Source organism: Spiroplasma endosymbiont of Aleiodes alternator, from assembly GCF_964031135.1.
Classification (GTDB): Bacteria; Bacillota_I; Bacilli_A; order Mycoplasmatales; family VBWQ01; genus Spiroplasma_E.
The window spans coordinates 314,273-335,130 of the sequence record NZ_OZ035008.1 but is presented as its reverse complement, the minus strand read 5'-3'; the positions used below and the strand labels follow the sequence as shown (position 1 = coordinate 335,130).

Annotated in this window: 24 protein-coding genes and 1 pseudogene; 16 read left to right on the top strand and 9 right to left on the bottom strand. The window is 23.4% G+C overall.

The features are described from left to right. Positions 1 to 499: 499 nt before the first annotated feature. Positions 500 to 1,444 (top strand): hypothetical protein, encoded by a 945-nt coding sequence (locus ACQH20_RS02015; RefSeq protein WP_425377331.1) that lies wholly within the window; start codon positions 500 to 502, stop codon positions 1,442 to 1,444. A gap of 145 nt (positions 1,445 to 1,589) precedes the next feature. Here the strand turns inward: ACQH20_RS02015 and ACQH20_RS02010 are convergent, their stop codons facing one another. The 4 genes from ACQH20_RS02010 to ACQH20_RS01995 all read right to left on the bottom strand — a co-directional run bounded on the left by ACQH20_RS02010 (position 1,590) and on the right by ACQH20_RS01995 (position 5,376). Beyond that, positions 1,590 to 2,552, bottom strand: coding sequence for an alpha/beta hydrolase (locus ACQH20_RS02010; RefSeq protein WP_425377330.1), 963 nt, complete (start codon positions 2,550 to 2,552; stop codon positions 1,590 to 1,592). A gap of 76 nt (positions 2,553 to 2,628) precedes the next feature. After that, the gene (locus ACQH20_RS02005) at positions 2,629 to 3,138 is read right to left on the bottom strand and encodes a PTS sugar transporter subunit IIA (RefSeq protein ID WP_425377329.1); all 510 of its coding nucleotides are present in this window, start codon (positions 3,136 to 3,138) and stop codon (positions 2,629 to 2,631) included. 84 nt (positions 3,139 to 3,222) lie between these two features. Continuing rightward, complete coding sequence (ptsP, locus tag ACQH20_RS02000) at positions 3,223 to 4,947, bottom strand: phosphoenolpyruvate--protein phosphotransferase (protein WP_425377565.1); 1,725 nt, start codon at positions 4,945 to 4,947, stop codon at positions 3,223 to 3,225. 204 nt (positions 4,948 to 5,151) lie between these two features. After that, positions 5,152 to 5,376 carry a hypothetical protein gene (locus ACQH20_RS01995; RefSeq protein WP_425377328.1) on the bottom strand — a complete coding sequence of 75 codons (225 nt, stop codon included), beginning with the start codon at positions 5,374 to 5,376 and terminating at the stop codon, positions 5,152 to 5,154. Between the two features lie 6 nt (positions 5,377 to 5,382). Here ACQH20_RS01995 and ACQH20_RS01990 point away from each other — a divergent pair, with 6 nt between their 5' ends. The 5 genes from ACQH20_RS01990 to ACQH20_RS01970 all read left to right on the top strand — a co-directional run bounded on the left by ACQH20_RS01990 (position 5,383) and on the right by ACQH20_RS01970 (position 7,369). Beyond that, on the top strand, positions 5,383 to 5,733 hold the full coding sequence (locus ACQH20_RS01990; protein WP_425377327.1) for a hypothetical protein: 351 nt from the start codon (positions 5,383 to 5,385) through the stop codon (positions 5,731 to 5,733). Further along, positions 5,699 to 6,103 (top strand): IS3 family transposase, encoded by a 405-nt coding sequence (locus ACQH20_RS01985; RefSeq protein ID WP_425377326.1) that lies wholly within the window; start codon positions 5,699 to 5,701, stop codon positions 6,101 to 6,103. The genes ACQH20_RS01990 and ACQH20_RS01985 overlap by 35 nt, the downstream gene beginning before the upstream one ends. A 243-nt stretch (positions 6,104 to 6,346) precedes the next feature. Next, positions 6,347 to 6,682 (top strand): hypothetical protein, encoded by a 336-nt coding sequence (locus tag ACQH20_RS01980; RefSeq protein WP_425377325.1) that lies wholly within the window; start codon positions 6,347 to 6,349, stop codon positions 6,680 to 6,682. A gap of 218 nt (positions 6,683 to 6,900) precedes the next feature. Continuing rightward, positions 6,901 to 7,143 carry a hypothetical protein gene (locus ACQH20_RS01975; RefSeq protein WP_425377324.1) on the top strand — a complete coding sequence of 81 codons (243 nt, stop codon included), beginning with the start codon at positions 6,901 to 6,903 and terminating at the stop codon, positions 7,141 to 7,143. Next, on the top strand, positions 7,130 to 7,369 hold the full coding sequence (locus ACQH20_RS01970) for a hypothetical protein (protein ID WP_425377323.1): 240 nt from the start codon (positions 7,130 to 7,132) through the stop codon (positions 7,367 to 7,369). The genes ACQH20_RS01975 and ACQH20_RS01970 overlap by 14 nt, the downstream gene beginning before the upstream one ends. A gap of 22 nt (positions 7,370 to 7,391) precedes the next feature. Here ACQH20_RS01970 and ACQH20_RS01965 read toward each other — a convergent pair whose 3' ends face one another. Then, positions 7,392 to 10,019 carry a valine--tRNA ligase gene (locus tag ACQH20_RS01965; RefSeq protein ID WP_425377322.1) on the bottom strand — a complete coding sequence of 876 codons (2,628 nt, stop codon included), beginning with the start codon at positions 10,017 to 10,019 and terminating at the stop codon, positions 7,392 to 7,394. An 840-nt stretch (positions 10,020 to 10,859) separates the two neighbouring features. Next, on the bottom strand, positions 10,860 to 11,051 hold the full coding sequence (locus tag ACQH20_RS01960) for a hypothetical protein (protein WP_425377321.1): 192 nt from the start codon (positions 11,049 to 11,051) through the stop codon (positions 10,860 to 10,862). Between the two features lie 6 nt (positions 11,052 to 11,057). On the opposite strand from ACQH20_RS01960, the gene ACQH20_RS01955 reads away from it, so the two are divergent. Genes ACQH20_RS01955 through ACQH20_RS01945 form a run of 3 tightly spaced genes read left to right on the top strand, consistent with a single transcriptional unit; the run spans position 11,058 to position 12,369 of the window. Further along, the gene (locus tag ACQH20_RS01955; protein ID WP_425377320.1) at positions 11,058 to 11,273 is read left to right on the top strand and encodes a helix-turn-helix domain-containing protein; all 216 of its coding nucleotides are present in this window, start codon (positions 11,058 to 11,060) and stop codon (positions 11,271 to 11,273) included. Positions 11,274 to 11,284: 11 nt separating this feature from the next. Continuing rightward, the gene (locus ACQH20_RS01950; protein ID WP_425377319.1) at positions 11,285 to 12,073 is read left to right on the top strand and encodes an IS3 family transposase; all 789 of its coding nucleotides are present in this window, start codon (positions 11,285 to 11,287) and stop codon (positions 12,071 to 12,073) included. A 32-nt stretch (positions 12,074 to 12,105) separates the two neighbouring features. Next, positions 12,106 to 12,369: an IS3 family transposase gene (locus tag ACQH20_RS01945; RefSeq protein WP_425377318.1), complete on the top strand. Its 264-nt coding sequence runs from the start codon at positions 12,106 to 12,108 to the stop codon at positions 12,367 to 12,369. A 288-nt stretch (positions 12,370 to 12,657) separates the two neighbouring features. Here the strand turns inward: ACQH20_RS01945 and ACQH20_RS01940 are convergent, their stop codons facing one another. Together ACQH20_RS01940 and ACQH20_RS01935 are read right to left on the bottom strand one after the other, a co-directional pair. Next, a complete protein-coding gene (locus tag ACQH20_RS01940) occupies positions 12,658 to 14,289 on the bottom strand; it encodes an APC family permease (RefSeq protein WP_425377317.1) in 1,632 nt (543 codons plus the stop codon). A 298-nt stretch (positions 14,290 to 14,587) separates the two neighbouring features. Next, positions 14,588 to 14,839 (bottom strand): hypothetical protein, encoded by a 252-nt coding sequence (locus ACQH20_RS01935; protein ID WP_425377316.1) that lies wholly within the window; start codon positions 14,837 to 14,839, stop codon positions 14,588 to 14,590. Positions 14,840 to 15,042: 203 nt separating this feature from the next. Here ACQH20_RS01935 and ACQH20_RS01930 point away from each other — a divergent pair. Continuing rightward, positions 15,043 to 15,768 (top strand): annotated as a pseudogene (locus tag ACQH20_RS01930) (IS30 family transposase); the annotation flags it as partial. Positions 15,769 to 15,831: 63 nt separating this feature from the next. Here ACQH20_RS01930 and ACQH20_RS01925 read toward each other — a convergent pair. Next, positions 15,832 to 17,010 (bottom strand): IS3 family transposase, encoded by a 1,179-nt coding sequence (locus tag ACQH20_RS01925; RefSeq protein ID WP_425377315.1) that lies wholly within the window; start codon positions 17,008 to 17,010, stop codon positions 15,832 to 15,834. Between the two features lie 70 nt (positions 17,011 to 17,080). Here ACQH20_RS01925 and ACQH20_RS01920 point away from each other — a divergent pair, with 70 nt between their 5' ends. From ACQH20_RS01920 to trmD, 6 genes are all read left to right on the top strand, one after another. Continuing rightward, the gene (locus ACQH20_RS01920; RefSeq protein ID WP_425377314.1) at positions 17,081 to 17,491 is read left to right on the top strand and encodes a hypothetical protein; all 411 of its coding nucleotides are present in this window, start codon (positions 17,081 to 17,083) and stop codon (positions 17,489 to 17,491) included. A 317-nt stretch (positions 17,492 to 17,808) separates the two neighbouring features. Then, a complete protein-coding gene (locus tag ACQH20_RS01915; protein WP_425377313.1) occupies positions 17,809 to 18,681 on the top strand; it encodes a hypothetical protein in 873 nt (290 codons plus the stop codon). 260 nt (positions 18,682 to 18,941) lie between these two features. Then, positions 18,942 to 19,316, top strand: coding sequence for a 30S ribosomal protein S16 (rpsP, locus tag ACQH20_RS01910; protein WP_425377312.1), 375 nt, complete (start codon positions 18,942 to 18,944; stop codon positions 19,314 to 19,316). A 31-nt stretch (positions 19,317 to 19,347) separates the two neighbouring features. After that, positions 19,348 to 19,587, top strand: coding sequence for a hypothetical protein (locus ACQH20_RS01905; RefSeq protein WP_425377311.1), 240 nt, complete (start codon positions 19,348 to 19,350; stop codon positions 19,585 to 19,587). A 1-nt stretch (position 19,588) separates the two neighbouring features. Further along, positions 19,589 to 20,104, top strand: a complete 516-nt coding sequence (rimM, locus tag ACQH20_RS01900) for a ribosome maturation factor RimM (protein ID WP_252319423.1) — start codon at positions 19,589 to 19,591, stop codon at positions 20,102 to 20,104. After that, a complete protein-coding gene (gene trmD, locus ACQH20_RS01895) occupies positions 20,097 to 20,858 on the top strand; it encodes a tRNA (guanosine(37)-N1)-methyltransferase TrmD (protein WP_425377310.1) in 762 nt (253 codons plus the stop codon). Before rimM ends, trmD begins: the two co-directional genes overlap by 8 nt.

Genomic DNA, 20,858 nt, shown 5'->3' with positions numbered 1-20,858 from the left:
TTTAATTTTTCCATTTTTGTTTCTATTTTTCTAAAAATTTCTATAATTTCTTTATAATCAAATTTTATTTCAGATAGTAAAGATTTTAAATTCATATTTTTCCCCTTTCAAAATAAAAAACCTACTTGCTTAAAACTTAAACAATAGGTCAAAAACTTATATTTTTTTATTTATAGAAAAATTATACTTTATTATTTTTATTTTTTTCAGATATTACTTTATAACAATAAATACTAATATAATTTTAATTTTTAATTAAAATCTTAAATATTTTTAATATATTTTGATTATATTAAAAATTAAAATTATAAGTGTTTTTTATTTAATTTTACTATTAATAATTTACAAATACAGTCTTAAAGGTGTAAAAAAACCATAAAATTTTTTTATGTATTATAATAGTGTTAGTGAGTTATTTAAAATAATATGTTTTACATAAGATTATTGAAGATAATTTCTCACATCTATTCTAGATTTAACTGAGGAGGTTAAGAGAAAAATGAGGAATATGAGAACATTATTAAAGTTATTAGGTGCTAGTGTCATAACAACAGTACCAGTAACTACTGTTATAGCTTGTGGTAACAACAAAGAAGATCAAGTAAAAGTATTACTAGATCAAGTATCAATAAATTTAGGTTTAACAAATGATGAAGGAAACGGTTTAAAAACTATTAGACTTGATTGAGAAAAAGATACATCCTTTTTCTTAATTGATAATTCCGATATTTTGGTTACTAAATTATTAGAAAAAGAGGCAACTACTGGTCAAGCCAAAGCTAAAGATAAAGACAGTTTCTTTTTTTTAAAATCTGTTTTACAACAGAAATTAACATCAGGAACAACACCTGAAGATAGTACTTTTGATGTAGCAGAAGTTGCTAAAATTAAAAATAAAATATCTAATATAAAAGTTTCTACTAGTAAATTTGTAGAACCAAATGATGATGAAAAACTTGTAGTTGGTGATGGGACATATAATTTACAATTCTTTAAAGAAGATGGTAAAACAAATTTAGGGGATAAATATGCAGTAAAAGTAATGACTGGAACTGATGCTTTATTTAATATTTTTGCAAGTGATAGTCCTGCTAAGTTAAGTTATAATGAATTTGTTTATGAAGGAAGTTCTATTGAACATTTCCAAGCGGGTTATAAATTAGAAGAAACTGTTAATAAATGATTAAAAGATAAAACAGAAGTACCATTAATAAGCAAAAGCAGAACTGAAAAAGCTATTAAATTTAATAACTTTGAACAATTAGTTGGTTGAAAAGCAAAATTTAATGTTATAAGTTTTGAAAGAAGGGGAGCATTCCCTTGTCCAAATGATTTAACAGACGGAGATGAACTAACACTTTCTATTGCTTTAGTAAAAAACCAAGAAACTATTTCTTTAAAGTCAACAATAATAATAAGAATAAATAATAGGGGACTTTCCTAAAAACTGTGTTTTTTAAATAAATTTTAGTTGTAAAATCAGTAAGTTACACAGATTGCTGGAAAGTCCCAAAATTACTCAATCAACTATTATTTACTATTTTTAAATTTTCTAATTATTTTTTTTGATCTAATAACATAAATAATCATTATATATGTTCTTTTTCTATTCAAGTTAAAACATCTTCTAAAATAATATTAATATTGGGTTCATTTAAAATTGCATGATTACCTTCTTCATAAAAACTATAAGTTATCCCCTGTCTTCAACGTTTATTATTTTTTTCAATTTTATCAAAATCGGCAAATATATCTTTTGCAGATTGAACAATCAAAACCGGACATTTAGCATTATTAAGATTTTTTGGTACTTGTTTACTTAATTTTTGTGCTTGTAAAGAAAATAATAATGTAAATTTCATATTAGTCATTGCTCTAATTTTCCCTTTTTTAATATAATTAGAGTTAATAGAAATTGTTTCCATATCAAAAGTAATAGGTAATGGATGATGTTTATAAAATAGAAATCCTCAAATTGCATGACAAACTAATGAACGTTTTATTTTAAATATTTGTTTCTTAGTAACAAAATTAGTTAAAATTGCACCATCAATCATTTTTGGTAATCTTTTAATTGCTAATGCTGTTAATGCCGAACCTAATGATTCACCCATTAATAAAATTTTTTTATTAGTATAACGTTCATTCAAAACCGTTATAATATCTTTAATATCATTAATAGTTGTTCCTAAAGTATGATATTTTCATTTTTCATTTTCTCCTCAACCTCGTTGATCAAAACTTAAAAATGAAATACCATGTTTAGTAAAAAACTTAGCAGCTGTTTTAAAGTCTGTTAAAGAGGCACCCATACCATGAATACCAATAATAATATATTTACTATTATCAACAAATTTAAATTCAGTATGTAAAAAATAGTTATCCCTAGTAATGATTCCCTCATTACTTCATTGTGGAAAATGACGATTCAGTTCTCAGTGATAATCAATATGGAAAATTTGATAAATTCTATATAAAATATAAAGTATTATTAACATAGCTAAAACTACAATAAGTACTGCTCATCAATAATGTTGCCAAAAATTATCCATAATAAATGATACCCTCCAATAATATATAAATACTTACTAATATTTTATCAAATTAATTTTGTTTTAATAAAAATATTTATTTCTTAGTGACTTCAGCAATTATTTGACCAACCGTTACTTGTTCATCATCTTTTACTACTTGCTTTACAACATAACCTTCAATTGTTTCATTAGTGAAAACAATTGGTGTTGTTACTTTTTTACCTTTATTCTTAACTTCTTGTAAATTAGCAACTACCATTACTTCTGATTTTTTAATTGGTTTACCTTGTTCAACTTTAATATCAAAGCCCTTACCAGCTAATTCAACAGTATCAATACCAATATGAACTAAACATTCAATACCTGTATTTACATCTTTAATACCATAAGCATGTCCTGTATTAAATACTGTTGCTAATTTTCCATCAAATGGTGATACAAATTCAACTCCATCTTTATCTTTATATTCAGGAATAATAGCAAAACCAGTCCCTAACATTTCCTGAGCAAATACTGGATCTTCAACTTTACTAAGGTTAATAACTTTACCAGTAACTGGCGCATAAATTAATAAAGGTAATTGTTTTTTTTTCTTGAAAAACATATGTCGATTCTCCTCAAAATTATGTAAATTAGATGTTTATAATTTTAACATTAAATAATGTAACTTTAAAAATAAATAATATTTTTATTTTTTTGATAAAAATTTTTCTACTAATGATTTAACTTCTTCATTGGTTTCACATTGTAATGCTTTTGATGCTAATATTTCTGTATCCTTTTTATTTAAAGTACTAATAATTTTTCTAGTTTCTAAAACACTAGATGCAGACATTGAAAATTCATCTAGCCCTAGACCAACTAGTAGTGGAACAGCAATTTTATCACCAGCCATTTCACCACACATGGCAACAGGACGATTATATTTATGCCCACCATCAATTGTCATCTTAATCAAACGTAAAATTGATGGATGATATGGTTGATATAAATAAGACACTTTTTCTGACATACGATCAGCGGCTAAACTATATTGAATTAAATCATTAGTTCCAATTGAAAAGAAATCTGCATATTTAGCAAATGTTTCGGCATTAACTGCTGCTGCTGGAATTTCAATCATCATTCCAACTTGAATATCATCACTAACTTTAACTTTTTCTTTAATCAATTCTTTTTTGCAAGTTTCATATAATGCTTTAGCTGCTTTAAATTCTTCAACAGTAGCAATCATTGGAAACATAATAGCTAATTTACCAAAAGCTGAAGCACGAATTAAAGCACGTAACTGAGTTTTAAAAATATCTTTACGATCTAAACACAAACGAATAGCACGATAACCAAGGAAAGGATTCATTTCTTTTGGTAAATCTAAATATGATAATTCTTTATCACCACCAATATCTAAAGTTCTAATAACAACTTTATGTTTAGTAGCAGACAATACTTTTTTATATTCTTCAAATTGAATATCTTCACTTGGAAAATCACTACTTTCCATATAAAGAAATTCACTTCTAAAAAGTCCTACTCCTTGTGCATCATATTCAATTGCTTTAATCATATCTTTGGGTGAACCAATATTTGCTTCTAACTTTACTTCATGATTATCACTAGTTTTAGTTAATTTACCTTTAAATACTAATAATTCTTTTTGTTCTTCAATTCATGCGCTTTGTTTAGCAACTCATTTATTTTTTTCACTACTATTTAAATCAATTTCAATTTCACCAGTATTACCATCTAATACACAAAATTGATTATTTTTTACTTTTGTAGTAACATTTTTTAACCCAAGAACCGCTGGAATACCAAGACTACGAGCCATAATTGCTGCATGAGAAGTTCTACCACCAATATCACATAAAAATCCTTTAACAAATTTAGGATTCAATTGACTTGTTTCTGAAGGTGTTAGATCATGACTAACAATAATTGTTTCTTCTTTAATTGCACTTAAATCAATAGTTTTAATATTTAAAATTTTACGTAAAATTCGATCACGAACATCAATAACATCAGCAGCACGTTCACAAAAATAATCATCATCCATTGCTTGCAATGTTGCAATTGCTTTATTAGCAGTACTTTCTAAAGCATTAGCAGCATTATATTTTTCTTCTTTAATTAACTTTTCAGTATCTTCAATTAATACTGGATCAGTTGTTACTAAAAAATGAGTTTCAAAAACAGCGGCTTTTTCTTCACCTAAAGTTTTTGTTGTATTTTGGATGAGTTGTTTAATTTCATCACCTGCTATTTTTAAGGCATCATGTAACTTTTTAACTTCTCCTTCTATTTCTTTTTCATTAATTTTTTTAGGATTAGTTTTGATAGTTTCATGTTTTAAGATTAATGCTTTGGCTAGAGCAATGCCATTACTAGCACCAATACCTTTCATTTTTAACATTATATATATTTCACTCCTTATAAAATATGTTTATTAATAGTCTACTAAATTATAATAAAAAAAATGAAATATTGTATAAAATATTTATTATAATTTAAACTTTTTGTAAATAAAAATGATTTTAATATTTTTAAATATTTTTCATATATGTTAATTCCTACTTTTAATTTCATTAAAAGTAGGAATCTTTTCACTATATTAATATAATTAGATAGTTACGCATTGGATAAGAGAATGATCATGATTACGATTATTATTAGAAATAAGATATTCTCTATCTGAGTTATTTATATCTTGCACATCATTTTCATCTCATTCATTAATATTATTAATATGACCATTTATTCTTCTAGTAAGAAAATGAACATCTAGAATAAAGTAGACACAGAATTGTAACCTTTGTGTTAAAAATACTTTAAGGAAGGTGTTCATTTTTTTATGGCTAAATGACTATCAAAAGAAGAAAAGTTAAAAATAATAAAAATAAGTAAAATTAAAACAATTGATAAAACCGCATTAGAGTATGGTATTGGTCGATCATCAATAAAAGAATGAATTAAAGCATATAAATTATTAGGTGAAAAAGGTTTAAAATATGGCAATGGAATTCGTGCTAAAAAAACCAAAAGAACAGGTCGACCCAAATCTTTAAATTTTAATGAAATGACAAAACAAGAATTAATTGAATATATTGAGGCAATGAACGATATAAAAAAGTATTTAGAAAAATCGACAAAAAAAGAAGAAATATTTTGTGATTTTCTCATTGAAGAAAAAATATCAGATTAGTTATTTATGTTGATTATTAAATGTTTCAAAATCAGGATATTATAAGTGAATTAAGAATGGAATGAATGAATTTAATAAATGAGATACATTTTTAGCTAATATAATTAAAAATATTTTTTATGAATTTCAAGAAATTTATGGTTATAAAATGATAACTTTATGAATTAACAAAATTTATAATTTAAAATTAAAATTTCATATTGTATATAGATATATGAAAAATATGAGTTTAAAAGCTAAGGTTCGCATAAAAAAATTTGATTATAGAACTAAATCAGGAAGTTTAAGATATGATAATTTATTAAAACGTGATTTTTCAACTACTAATTTAAATGAAAATTGGGACTTTCCAGCAATCTGTGTAACTTAGTGATTTTACAACTAAAATTTATTTAAAAAACACAGTTTTTAGGAAAGTCCCAATTTTCAACCCAAACTATTCTTAATCATTATGATATTAATTTAAATATATTAGGTGTTCAATGAGATTATCATAATTATAATTTAGTTGTTGCTGGTGATGGTGCATTATGAATTAAAGCAATGGCTACTTGATTGGGATGTTATTATATTTTAGATAAATATCATGCTTATAGTTATTTATGAAAATCTTTTGTTGGAGTTAAAGGTAAGAAAAAAAGAATCTCATGATTGAACTAAATATATTGATGGTACTACTACTTTTTCAAGTGGTGATTGTAATCAATTACTTTCTTTTTTAAAACCTAATGTTAATGAAAAAACTTATAATTATTTTAAAAATAATGCTCATGGTATTGTAAATCAAAATGCTGATTGAAATATTGGCTGTTCTGCAGAAAGTGATGTATATCATTTTTTAAAATCTTTAACTAATGGAGCAAAAATATATCATCATCAAACATTAAATAATATGTTAATAGCAAAAGCAAATTATTTAAATTCTAGAAGTTATATTAATAGTGCTTAAAAACTTAAAACTTAATATTTTTAAAATCTAATTTTAAGATTAGAATTTTTGTGTTGTTTAAATGTAATTTTATAATTATATTTTTCAACATTTAGGTATTTTATGATATAATTAAATTAACAAATCATAGAATTTTCAAGTTATATTGTAAATGTTATTGAATTCTATGGGTTAAACTTATACGTCCAATAAAAAAGATAATGCAAAAGCTGATAATAATGACAAAAATAAAAACTGATGGTAAGAAATGAGAAAATAATTTTATAAAAATAATTAAAAATAAAACATTTATTAAATGATGCAAATATAATTCTATTATATTAATATTAGGAACTTCATTAATACTAAATATTATTTATATCCCAAAATTCTTAAATGGTAATACTAATCAAAATAGCGTTACTACTAATATTGAAATTACAGCTATCAACGGCAAGGAAACTATTCTTGAAAAAAACTAATTATATTACTACTTTTAATACACTTGGTAATTTACTAAGTGCTTGTTCTAATGATTTTACTGTTGAAAAAAGTCAAATTGGAAGTTTTTTGGTTGCTGTAAAAGGTAAAAAAGGTACTCAAGAAGATAAAAAATTTTGATACATTGAGCACTGAAATGGTAAAGAATTTATTGATTTTTCAGTAGGTATCGATGATATTAAATTGGAAAATAATGAAATTTTTTAACTTGAATTAAAATAAAAGTTTTTTATAATTCTTTAATCTTGGCATTGATTAAAATTTTTTGATTTTGATACTTTTCTAATTTCTGCTTTTCTATTTCAACTTTTGTTGGTGGTGCCTTTGCTAAAAATTGTTGGTTACTTAAAATATCTTTACTACGTTTTATTTCATTTTCAATATAAACTAATTCCTCTTTTAATTTTGCTAATTGTTCTTCTTTATTAAATAAATTTGAAACATTAATTTCTATTACTGCTGAATTAATAATTTTAATTATTTTATTATTAACAGACAACGGACTATCACTAATAGTAACAATTTGACTATTAGTTAATTGTAATAAATAAGGATTTAAAGTATTTTTTTCTAATTCAAAAAAAGAATTAGTCGTATTGATATGAATAGTTAACGGTAATTTTAAAGATAAATTAAGTTCTTTACGAATTTCTCGAATATTACCAATAATTTCAATTAATATTTCAACAAATTGTGTTACATCTTTTGTTTTTTCCATAACTTTAACTTTAGGAAACTTATTTGTTAAAATGCTATTTTTATACCCCATTTCTTCATAGATTGCTTCTGTGATAAAGGGAATAAAGGGATGAACCATAATAATAATTTGTTGTAAAACATAATATAATGTTTGTAATGAGTTACTTTGTTGCTCTTGATTTTGTAAATTAACTTTATTTAATTCAATATATCAAGAACAATATTTATTTCATATAAAATTTGATAGTGCTTTAACTACTAAAACAAATTCATATTTTTCCATATATTGCTCTACATAAATAATCAATTGATTAAGTTCTTGTAAAATTCATTGATCAATAAATGATAATGAATTATTATAGACAATATTTTCATCCAATTGAAACTTATCATCAATATTCATTAGTACATAACGTGCAGCGTTTCATAACTTATTATTGAAATTTCAAGCTGACTCAACTTTAGTAATACTAAATCTTAAATCTTGACCCGGAGCACAATTGCTAACTAAAAAGTAACGTAAAGCATCCGCACCATACTTTTTAATAACTTCCATTGGATCAATTCCATTATTTAATGATTTTGACATTTTTCTACCTTGTTCATCACGAATTAAACCATGAATTAAAACATTAGTAAATGGTTTTTGATTAGTAAATTTTCAACCCATAAACATCATTCGTGCAACTCAAAAAAATAAAATATCATAAGCAGTAACTAATACTGATATTGGATAATATTTTTGCAAATCAACATTTTTTTGTGGTCAACCCAAGGTTACAAAAGGTCATAAACCGCTAGAAAATCATGTATCTAATACGTCTGATTCTTGAATATAATCGTTAATTGGTGATGGTGGGTTAGTATCAACATAAATTTTCTTAGTTTTTTTATGATATCAAACTGGAAGCGAATGACCTCATCACAATTGACGAGAAATACATCAATCTTGAATATTATTTAATCACTGCAAAAGTTGTTGTTCAAATAATATTGGATGAAAATCAATCTTTGTTTTCTTATTTTTTTGTTTATCAATAATCATTTCAACTAATGGTTTCATTTTTATGAATCATTGTTGTGATAAATATGGTTCAATAATAGCGTTACTTCTTTCTGAATAACCAACTTGATGAAGATGGTCTTCAACCTTTACAACTAAATTTTCTTTTCTTAATTGTTCAACTAATTGTTTACGACATACCATTCGATCTTGATTAATATATGATTGTGCTAATTCATTCATAGTTCCATCAATATTCATACAAATAGGGATTGCTAAATTGTGACGTAATGCAATTTCATAGTCATTAGCATCATGTGCTGGTGTGCATTTCATAGCACCTGTTCCAAAATTCATATCAACATAATCATCAGCAATGACTTTAATTAACATTTTATTAGCCGGATTAACAACCATTTTACCAATAAATTGTAAATAACGTTTATCTTTACTATTTACAACTATACACTGATCAGCAAACATTGTTTCTGGTCTGGTAGTAGCAATAGTAATAAATTCACTACTATTTTCTATAAAATATTTTAAATAATACATTTTTCCTTTTGTTTCATGATAATTTACTTCAATATTAGAAATAGCGGTTTTTAATTCTGGATCTCAATTTACTATCTTTTTTCCTCGATAAACTAAACCTTCTTTATATAACTTTACAAATACTTCATTAACTGCTTGCTTAACATTTTCATCTAAAGTAAATACTTCATGCGAATAATCTAATGCTAAACCAAGTTTTGCTCACTGTTTTCTTATGTTTTGTGCATATTCTATTTTTGATTTTCATGCTTGTTGTAAAAATTTATCTTTACCTAATTCTTGCAAATTAAGTTTTTGTTCTTCTTTAATACGTTGTGCAACTTTAACTTGCGTGGCAATGCCAGCATGATCCATACCAGGTATAAATAAAGTATTAAATCCTTGTAAACGTTTATAACGAATTAATAAATCTTGGATAGTACTATCTCAAGCATGACCTAAATGTAAAAGTCCGGTTACATTAGGTGGTGGTAAGATAATAGAAAATGTACGATTAATAGAACTAACATTTGCCTTAAATAATCCAGATTTTACTCATTGTTCATAACGATCCTTTTCAATTTCAATATGATTATATTTTTTGTTTAAATTTCTATTCATTTGTTATACTCCTTTTTAAAATAAAAAAACATTCCACAAATAGGAACGTTTTTTAACGCGGTACCATCCTAATTCATTTACAAAGTAAATGCACTTAATTATTATTTAAATTGCTAATAATATAAGTTACCTTCAAATTAAACTTGCTTAGTTTACAGCAACCACTAAGTCTCTAAATTACCATTTAATTTTACTTTTTTATATTTTAAATTAATTATGTATTTTATTTTACATTGTTAATTTTAAAAAACAAGACATTTGAGAAAAGAAAAAATCTAAATATTAAAATTATCTTTTTTAAAAAAAGGAGTTGATGTTTTCATAGACTGCATGCAGTCTAATTTATTTTTTATATTTTGATCAAAATCACACAATAAAGGAGTATCATCTTTTTTTATTGTCTTTTTTGATATGCTTGTTTTTCTAATAATTTTATTTTTCTTTGTTCTGGTGTTAAGTTATTTCATCATTTTTTTGCCTCATTTTTAACAACATCTACTTGTTTGGGGGTTAAAGTATTTCATCATTGTTTTGGATTTTTGATTATTTGTTCTCTTTGTTGATTAAATCAATCAATAACTTTTTGATAATCTTCCTTGAAAATTGATTCTTCATGTATTAAAACTTCATCTAAAATACTAGATAATATTTCACTATCCTCTAATATCTTTTGTTCATCATTTATAGCTTTTGATTTTGACTTATCAAAATCAAAAAAAATTTCTTTTATTTTAATATTTTTTCACTTTTCAATTTCATCTCTTTTATTAAAAATTGCATGAGGTATATTAATTTCATAATCATAAAAAAAAGTTTTTTTATTTCATGCATAAGTGAATCCTAATTTTTCATAAAATTCACCGACAGTAACATTAGTTGGATCTGATAATAAAATAAGGTTTTCGATATTATTGCTATGACATATCTCAAAAATTTCGTAAATAAGTAAACTACCATATTGTGAACATCTAGAATAAAGTAGACACAGAATTGTAACCTTTGTGTTAAAAATACTTTAAGGAAGGTGTTCATTTTTTTATGGCTAAATGACTATCAAAAGAAGAAAAGTTAAAAATAATAAAAATAAGTAAAATTAAAACAATTGATAAAACCGCATTAGAGTATGGTATTGGTCGATCATCAATAAAAGAATGAATTAAAGCATATAAATTATTAGGTGAAAAAGGTTTAGAATATGGCAATGGAATTCGTGCTAAAAAAACCAAAAGAACAGGGGTCGACCCAAATCTTTAAATTTTAATGAAATGAGAAAACAAGAATTAATTGAATATATTGAGGCAATGAACGATATAAAAAAGTATTTAGAAAAAACGACAAAAAAGAAGAAATATTTTGTGATTTTCTCATTGAAGAAAAAATATCAGATTAGTTATTTATGTTGATTATTAAATGTTTCAAAATCAGGATATTATAAGTGAATTAAGAATGGAATGAATGAATTTAATAAATGAGATACATTTTTACCTAATATAATTAAAAATATTTTTTATGAATTTCAAGAAATTTATGGTTATAAAATGATAACTTTATGAATTAATAAAATTTATAATTTAAAATTAAAATTTCATATTTTATATAGATATATGAAAAATATGAGTTTAAAAGCTAAGGTTCGCATAAAAAAATTTGATTATAGAACTAAATCAGGAAGTTTAAGATATGATAATTTATTAAAACGTGATTTTTCAACTACTAATTTAAATGAAAAATTAGGTACTGATATAACTTATTTATTAACTAATGGTAAAACATATTATTTATCAATTGTTAAAGATTTTCATAATAATGAAATATTAGATTATAAAATAAGTGCAAGTTTAGACATGACATTTGTTGTCCAAAACATTATCCAAGCTTGAGTTAATGCTCAAAAACCTACTTCATGAATTTTACAATCAGATCAAGGATTTCACTATACAAATCCTTCTTATAAAATTTTATGTGATGAATTAAAAATAAAAATTTCAATGTCTAGAAGAGGTAATTCCTGTGATAATGGGGGGACTTTCCTAAAAACTGTGTTTTTTAAATAAATTTTAGTTGTAAAATCACTAAGTTACACAGATTGCTGGAAAGTCCCGATAATGGTGCTACTGAAACTTGATTTGGAACAATGAAAACAGAATTTCTATATCAAATTCCAAGAAAAAATAGAACTATTGAATGAATACAAGACAACTTACCTAAATATATTTACTTTTATAATAATTATCGACCTCAAATAAAATTAAAAGGAATGAGTCCAATCGAATATCGATTAGCTCATTCCAAACCAACAAATAATTACTTCATACCTATAAATTTAACACTTACAAACGCTATTTTATAAAATTTAATAAAAGGTTACTTTTATTGTCCACTTTTCTTGACAAGTTCAGACTTCCAAAATCTAAAATCAATACTTGTGTATTTATCATTTTTTTTCTCCAAATATAATAGTAATTAAATCATTTTTTAACAAAAAAATAAAATAGATTACAGAAATAATTATTTTATGATAGATTTTAATTTCTTTAAAATATAATTAAAAATATTGATATTAATGATAAGAGCATATGAAAAAGAGTAATCATTAATAAATGATTACTCTTAAAAGTTAAAATATAATTTAAAGAAATTAAGTTGTAACTGATCTGGCTTCATTTTCATGAATTTTAATTCGTTCTAATTCTGTTTCGGGTTCATTAAGTAAATATTTTATTGCTTCTTCTTCAGTCATTGGTATGAATTCTTGATCTAATTGATTTTGATAATCTAAATTTGATGCTAAACGCATTTTTAATTTTGGTTGATAATAAATAAAATATCAAATAACAGCAATTACAATAAACATTCAAAACATTAAGAATTCAATAATAACAGCTATTAATACTTCCCCTCTTTTATTAATCATGTCATTAATCATACCATAGTTAAAAACAACAAACTGACTAAGTAAAAATAAACCACAAGCAACAAAAACAATTCATTCTCAAATTTTAATTTTAATTTGTTTACGATAACCCATAACACACGTGGCAGCTAACACAAAAATATATACAGCAATAGTAATGTTAGTAGAAAATCCTAGTACTGTATTAAAATCAAAAGGTGCACCAATTAAATCTGGGATTATTAACATAATAATACAAGCAATAATAGTAATAATTAAATTAGCTGTACTAGCACGCATTGCAATATTTTCTTTATTTAATTTGGCTAATTTTTTGGTAATATATCCTTCTTTGGCTAATGGTTGAATCATACCACCAGAATATAAAGAATTTTGCATAGCACCATTTAATTTCAATGATAAAGTAGAAATAACTAGTACAATCATACCAGTAATACCAGCAATTCCTGATATAACATTATTCGGATTATATTCATTAGTAGCTCCAGATCAACCATTTTGGCCATTTGTACCGTCAATAGTAATGGCACCAAATACTAATACTGATACAGCTAAATAAAAAATAGTTGATAATAATAAAACTATTAAAATACCTTTACCAAAGTTTTTAGTTGGATTTTTAACATTTTTTCCAACAACAATAAAAGTTTCAAAACCAATAAAGAAATAGAAGAAGCCACTAAATGCATTATTAATTTTTGGTAAAGTTAAATTAATGTTTTTTGTTCCTTCAGCCGCTTGTGAAAATGCTAAACCTTTATTAGTTACTACCAAAATAATAGCACAAACAATTAAAAACAAAGCAGAACCTCATTTAATAATACCAGAAATATTAACAAATCAACGAAATCCCTTCATTCCAAAATACATGCAACTAGCAACAGCAGCATAAATAAAAATACCAATACTATCAATCATTAAACTCGATCATCGTTCAGGAACTCAATTAAAAATTGATAATTGATCTAAATTCACTCGAAACATAGAAATAATAGTTACAATAATTGTTGAAGGTAAAGTAATATATTGAATAAAACCAATTATTCATCCTCAAAAACGACCAAAAACTCCACGAACATAAACATAAGCACCACCATTAGTGTCATGATAAACACGACTACATTTAGTAAAAGCAAGTGCAGTTCCAGCAGCAATTAAAGCACATAATAAAATAACTCATAGCATATGTAAACCAACGCCACCATTATTTCAATAATAAATGCCAATTAATGCCATTGGAAATGCAATACCACAAGTATAGTTAAAACCAATTCATATTAATTCATTAAGACTAATTTTTTCATTATTAGCACGAGATGATTTTGCTCAAAATTTTATTTTTTTTAAATTAAACATTCAATTAGTAATTCCTTTCAAAAAATAAATTATTTTTAATTATAACTTAAAAAAAATATTTTTATGATAAAAAATATTTTTATTTTTTAATTATCAAATTTTATGATATTAGAACAAAAGTAGTTTTAAAGTGATTAGCAAATTAAAAAATAAAATATAACAAATTATATTATTATAATTTGTTATATAAATAGTTACTAATTATTTTACTTTTAATTTTCCCTAAATAATGAGTAAAAAAACTTAATTTCTTCTTATTTAAATTTTGATATTTTTTATAATAATTATCAAAAAAACATTAAACTTTACGAACTGGACTTTTTACTCAATAAGTTCAATTACCAGTAAAAACATTTGAAAAATCACCTTCATTTCAATATTTTAATCCGTGATTATTTGTTCCTCAAACTTCATCTATCTTACCATTACTATCACGATTTAGTGATCATATTCTAATGTTTGCTAATTTATTTGTTTGTGGTCAATTATATAAATCTTTAGCATCTTCTAAAGTAAAATAGTTATTATTTACATCATTAATACCAATCATTGGTGTAATACCTAGTTTTTGATAAACATCAGTAAGTAATAAATTAGACTTTGGAAAATATTGTTTTATTAATTCAAAATATTGGTTAGCAGTACTTTTAATTGCTTGTTTAGCAATACCTGAATTGTAAAATTAAAAAGGACATTTATATAAAAATTAAATTGTGTTAATTCTATAATTAAGAAAAGAAAGGAATTAGCACAATGTATAAGTATCTGACTATTGAATCAATAATAGCAATAAAAGAATATAAAAGTTATGAATTTTCAATTCGTAAAATAGCAAAAGCTGTTGATTATAGTAAATCAACTGTACATAGAGTTTGCAGATTATTAAATCAAAACTTTTTACCATTAGAAATATTGAATCAAATTCAAAAAAAAGAAGCAAAATGCAGGTAGAAAATTAATAATTTTAACTTTAACAGAAATTAATACTATTAATTATTTGTTAATTACTAAAAATATGCGCTTGATATAATTGCTAATTTTTTAAAGGAAAATAAAATAAAAAGTATTTCAACAAAAACTTTATATAACATGTTTAAAACAAATCGAATGGGTTTTGATGAAAATAACTTATTGAGAAAAGGAAAAAATAAACCTCATAAACGAAAAGAAACTAGAGGACGAATTAATAATTGTAAATCTATTCATGAAAGAAATTTAATCATTCCTAATATTAAAAATATACAAGAATTTGGTCATTTAGAGGGTGATACTATCATTGGTAAAGATCATAAAAGTTCTATTATTACTTTAGCTGATATATGATCAAAAACCACAATTCCTTTAGTTTCTAAAAATCATAAAGCAGAAAATATTACAAAAAGTATAATAAAATTTATTTCAAAGTTACAAAAAGGAACAGTTAAAACTATTACTTTTGATCGTGGTAAAGAATGAACTTGTCAAGAAAAGTGGACAATAAAAGTAACCTTTTATTAAATTTTATAAAATAGCGTTTGTAAGTGTTAAATTTATAGGTATGAACTAATTATTTGTTGGTTTGGAATGAGCTAATCGATATTCGATTGGACTCATTCCTTTTAATTTTATTTGAGGTCGATAATTATTATAAAAGTAAATATATTTAGGTAAGTTGTCTTGTATTCATTCAATAGTTCTATTTTTTCTTGGAATTTGATATAGAAATTCTGTTTTCATTGTTCCAAATCAAGTTTCAGTAGCACCATTATCACAGGAATTACCTCTTCTAGACATTGAAATTTTTATTTTTAATTCATCACATAAAATTTTATAAGAAGGATTTGTATAGTGAAATCCTTGATCTGATTGTAAAATTAATGAAGTAGGTTTTTGAGCATTAACTCAAGCTTGGATAATGTTTTGGACAACAAATGTCATGTCTAAACTTGCACTTATTTTATAATCTAATATTTCATTATTATGAAAATCTTTAACAATTGATAAATAATATGTTTTACCATTAGTTAATAAATAAGTTATATCAGTACCTAATTTTTCATTTAAATTAGTAGTTGAAAAATCACGTTTTAATAAATTATCATATCTTAAACTTCCTGATTTAGTTCTATAATAAAATTTTTTTATGCGAACCTTAGCTTTTAAACTCATATTTTTCATATATCTATATACAATATGAAATTTTAATTTTAAATTATAAATTTTGTTAATTCATAAAGTTATCATTTTATAACCATAAATTTCTTGAAATTCATAAAAAATATTTTTAATTATATTAGCTAAAAATGTATCTCATTTATTAAATTCATTCATTCCATTCTTAATTCACTTATAATATCCTGATTTTGAAACATTTAATAATCAACATAAATAACTAATCTGATATTTTTTCTTCAATGAGAAAATCACAAAATATTTCTTCTTTTTTGTCGATTTTTCTAAATACTTTTTTATATCGTTCATTGCCTCAATATATTCAATTAATTCTTGTTTTGTCATTTCATTAAAATTTAAAGATTTGGGTCGACCTGTTCTTTTGGTTTTTTTAGCACGAATTCCATTGCCATATTTTAAACCTTTTTCACCTAATAATTTATATGCTTTAATTCATTCTTTTATTGATGATCGACCAATACCATACTCTAATGCGGTTTTATCAATTGTTTTAATTTTACTTATTTTTATTATTTTTAACTTTTCTTCTTTTGATAGTCATTTAGCCATAAAAAAATGAACACCTTCCTTAAAGTATTTTTAACACAAAGGTTACAATTCTGTGTCTACTTTATTCTAGATGTTCACATTAGCAAAATATTTAGGTGCTTATTATGTATTTGATAGATATCATGCTTTAAAATATTTATGAACAGCATATAAACCTAATTCTGGTAAAATAAAATTAATTATTAATAAAGAAAAATATAATAATTATAAAATTGCTAAAAATTATTTTTGTAATGGTCAATATGATGAATTAATAAAATTTTTAATTAAAACAAAAGTAAATAAAGAAACTTTAAGTATTTTTAAAAGAAAAAAAGAAGGTATTATTAATCAAACTGCTAGTTGAAATATTGGATGTAGTGCAGAAAGTGATGTCTTTCATTTAGTTAAAAGTCAAACAAAAGGTGGAAAAATATATAATTATAAAACTTTAAATAATATGTTAATTTCAAGGGCTAATTATTTAAATAATAGTGTTTAAAAATTTAAAACTTAATATTTTAAAAACTAATTTTAAGATTAGTATTTTTGTTTTATTTAAATGTAATTTTGTAATTATATTTTTAAACATTTTTAAAATTTTATGGTATAATTAAAATAAAAAATCATAGAATTTTCATGTTATATTGTTAATGTTATTGAATTCTATGAATTAAATTAATACGTCCGAAAAATAAATAAATTTTGTAAAACAAAAAAAATGTACAATATAATTATTAAGTTTAATATAAGTTTTTAACCCATTGCTTTTTTTAAGTAAATGGGTTTATTAATAAAAAAAATAAGAGGTAAAGAAGAATGGTAAATGATTTAGTTAATATAAATAAGTTTATAAAAAGTTTAAATACAAATAATATTAATAGTATAGATTTGATGCAACAATATTATTATCATGAAATAAGAAAAAATATAGAAATATATAATGAATTAATTGAAAAATTAGACAATATTTTTTCATTATTTAATATAACTATAGAACAAGAACAAAAATATAACAATTTTTTTATTTTTTTAAAAGAAGAAATAATAAAAACTAAGAAAAAATATCAGGAAAATTATAAATATGAAATAGAACAAATTGCCAAAATTTTAGATCAAAATCAACAGACTATTGATAATTATTTAGTAGTCAATAATAAATATAGTATTATTATTGCAAGTTTAAATAATAAAAAAATTACTAAATGAAAAAATAATTTTTTAAAAATTATTACTTTTGGTTTTTGAGATTGAAATAAAAAAATAACAGTTCAACAAGAAGAATTAGAAAATTATAAAATTAATAATGAAGAATTGATAAAAGGGAAAGAATTAGAAAATGAAAAACTAAAACAAGAAAAAACTACTATTTTGATTGAAAAACTAAAGAAAAATATGTTTGAAATAACTAGTGTTCTTGCAGAAGTTGACATTTTAGAAAAAGAATTTAAAAAAATGCTCAGTGAAAAAACTAATAATGAACCTGAATGTGAAATTGCAGAGGAAGCAATTGAAGTACTAAGTAAAAAAAGAAGTCCATTTTGTTCACAAGATAGTGGTTTTGATTCAAATGCAAGTAGAGATAGTGAAGAATCTTCTTATCCAGAAAAATTAAATCCATTTATTAATGATGATGACGTAAGTTCTCAATCAACCAGTATTTTTAGTAAACCAATTTTGCCAAAAATGTAAATAGATAAATATAGTTATTAAAATAATTGTTAATTTTAATAATTAAATATTAATAAATAAATTATTTAAATACTTACATCAGTAAGTGTTTTTAATAGAAAAACTTATTTATTTAGAAAAAATATGTAACTTAGTAAAAATAAAGAAATTATTATTTTAAAATCTTTTTATCTGTTAAGTATTTTAACTTGACATCATTATGTGAATAAGATATTATTAAAAAGGTTTATTTGCCACAAATTAATAGAAGGAGGTAATTTATGGTTAAATTACGCTTAATACCAAAAGGAAAAAGTAAATCAGTGCAACCTAGTTACAGAATTGTTGCGATTGATGCAAGAACAAAACTAAATGGTAGATATATTGATAAATTAGGTACTTATAATCCAACAAGCAAAGAAAAACAAGTAACTATCGATGAAGTAAAAGCATTAAAATTTTTATCAAATGGTGCTCAACCAACAGAAACTGTTCGTAGTTTATTATCAGCAGAAGGAATTATGACTAAATTTCATAATTTAAGACAAGAGAGAAAAAGTAGCAAACCTAAAAAAATAACAAAAAAAGTTACTGTAAAAAATAAAAAAACTGCTACTACTGATTCTATTAAAAAAGAAGAAGCACCCGCTACTTAATATCAAAATATGCTACAAGTGATTAATTAATATGTATGTAACATTGTTAGAACGTTTAATTGAACCAATTTTACTTGATAAAATTTGTGAAGTTGAGATTCGCGAATTAGTAGAAAAAAATCACTATGATTTAATATTAATGGTACCAAAATCATTAATATCAGTATTGATTGGTAAAAAAAGAAATACTATTCGTGCATTATCAACAATTATTGAAAGCAAAGCATATTTAGAAAACAATACTATTAAATTAGTAATTAATGAGTTTTAAGATGAAATATTTAGAATTAGGTACTATTGTTAATACTCATGGTCTTATTGGTGAAGTTAAGGTTTTATGTAATTATTATGGTAATAAATTTTCATGAAAAGAAAAAACAACAGTTTATTTAGAAGAAACTAAACAACTAACACCTTTAATTATTTCAAGAGTAAGAAATCATAAGCAGTTTTTATTATTAACATTTGAAAATTATAATACTATTGAGTTAGTAGAAGGTATGAAAAATAAAAATTTAGTTATTAATACTGAAGAAATAATTAATGACAACTTACCTTGATTTTATGAAGATATTCTAAATTATGAAGCATTTGATGCTAATAATAATGCTTTTTTGGGAAAAGTTATTGCTTTCTTAGATAATAATCATCAAGGTTTATGAGAAATAAAAATGACTAATAAAAAAACCTTTTTTATTCCTAATAATAAAGTATTTATTAATAAAATTAATAAAGAAGAACAAAAAGTTTATTTTAATATTATTGAAGGATTAATTAATAATGACTAAAAACCAATTCACAATTATAACTTTATTTCCCAATGCTTTTAATGATTTTATGCAAACATCAATCATCAAACGAGCTATTACTAAAAAACAAATTAGCATTGATATTATTGATATTAGAAGTTTTGCTAATAATAAACACCAACAAGTTGATGATGCTCCTTATGGTGGTGGCAATGGTATGGTTTTACAAGCAATGCCAGTAATTGATGCTATTAATAGCGTAAAACTTAAATATCCTGAGGCTAAAACAATTTTACTTAGTCCACAAGGTCAACAATGAAATCAACAATTAGCTTATAAATATAGTCAAAAAAATATTAATTATATTTTAGTTTGTGGTCATTACGAAGGTATTGATGAACGCATTATGTCTTATATTGATGAAGAAATTTCAATTGGTGATTATGTATTAACTGGTGGTGAATTACCAGCAATGGTTATTATTGATTGTATTACTAGGTTAATTCCTAATGTTATTCAACATCAATCTCATCTTAATGATTCTTTTAATAACTCATTATTGGATTATCCAACATATACAAGACCAGAAGAAGTACTAGGTATGAAAGTTCCAGAAGTTTTAATTGGTGGTCACCATGAAAAGATAGCAGAATATCGTCATCAACAAGCATTAATTAATACTTATAAAAAAAGAATTGATTTATTTAAAAAATATCAATTATCTGCAAAAGATAAAATAATAATTGAAGAATATAAATCTTCAATTAAAAAAAATAAACGAAAGGAGAAATAA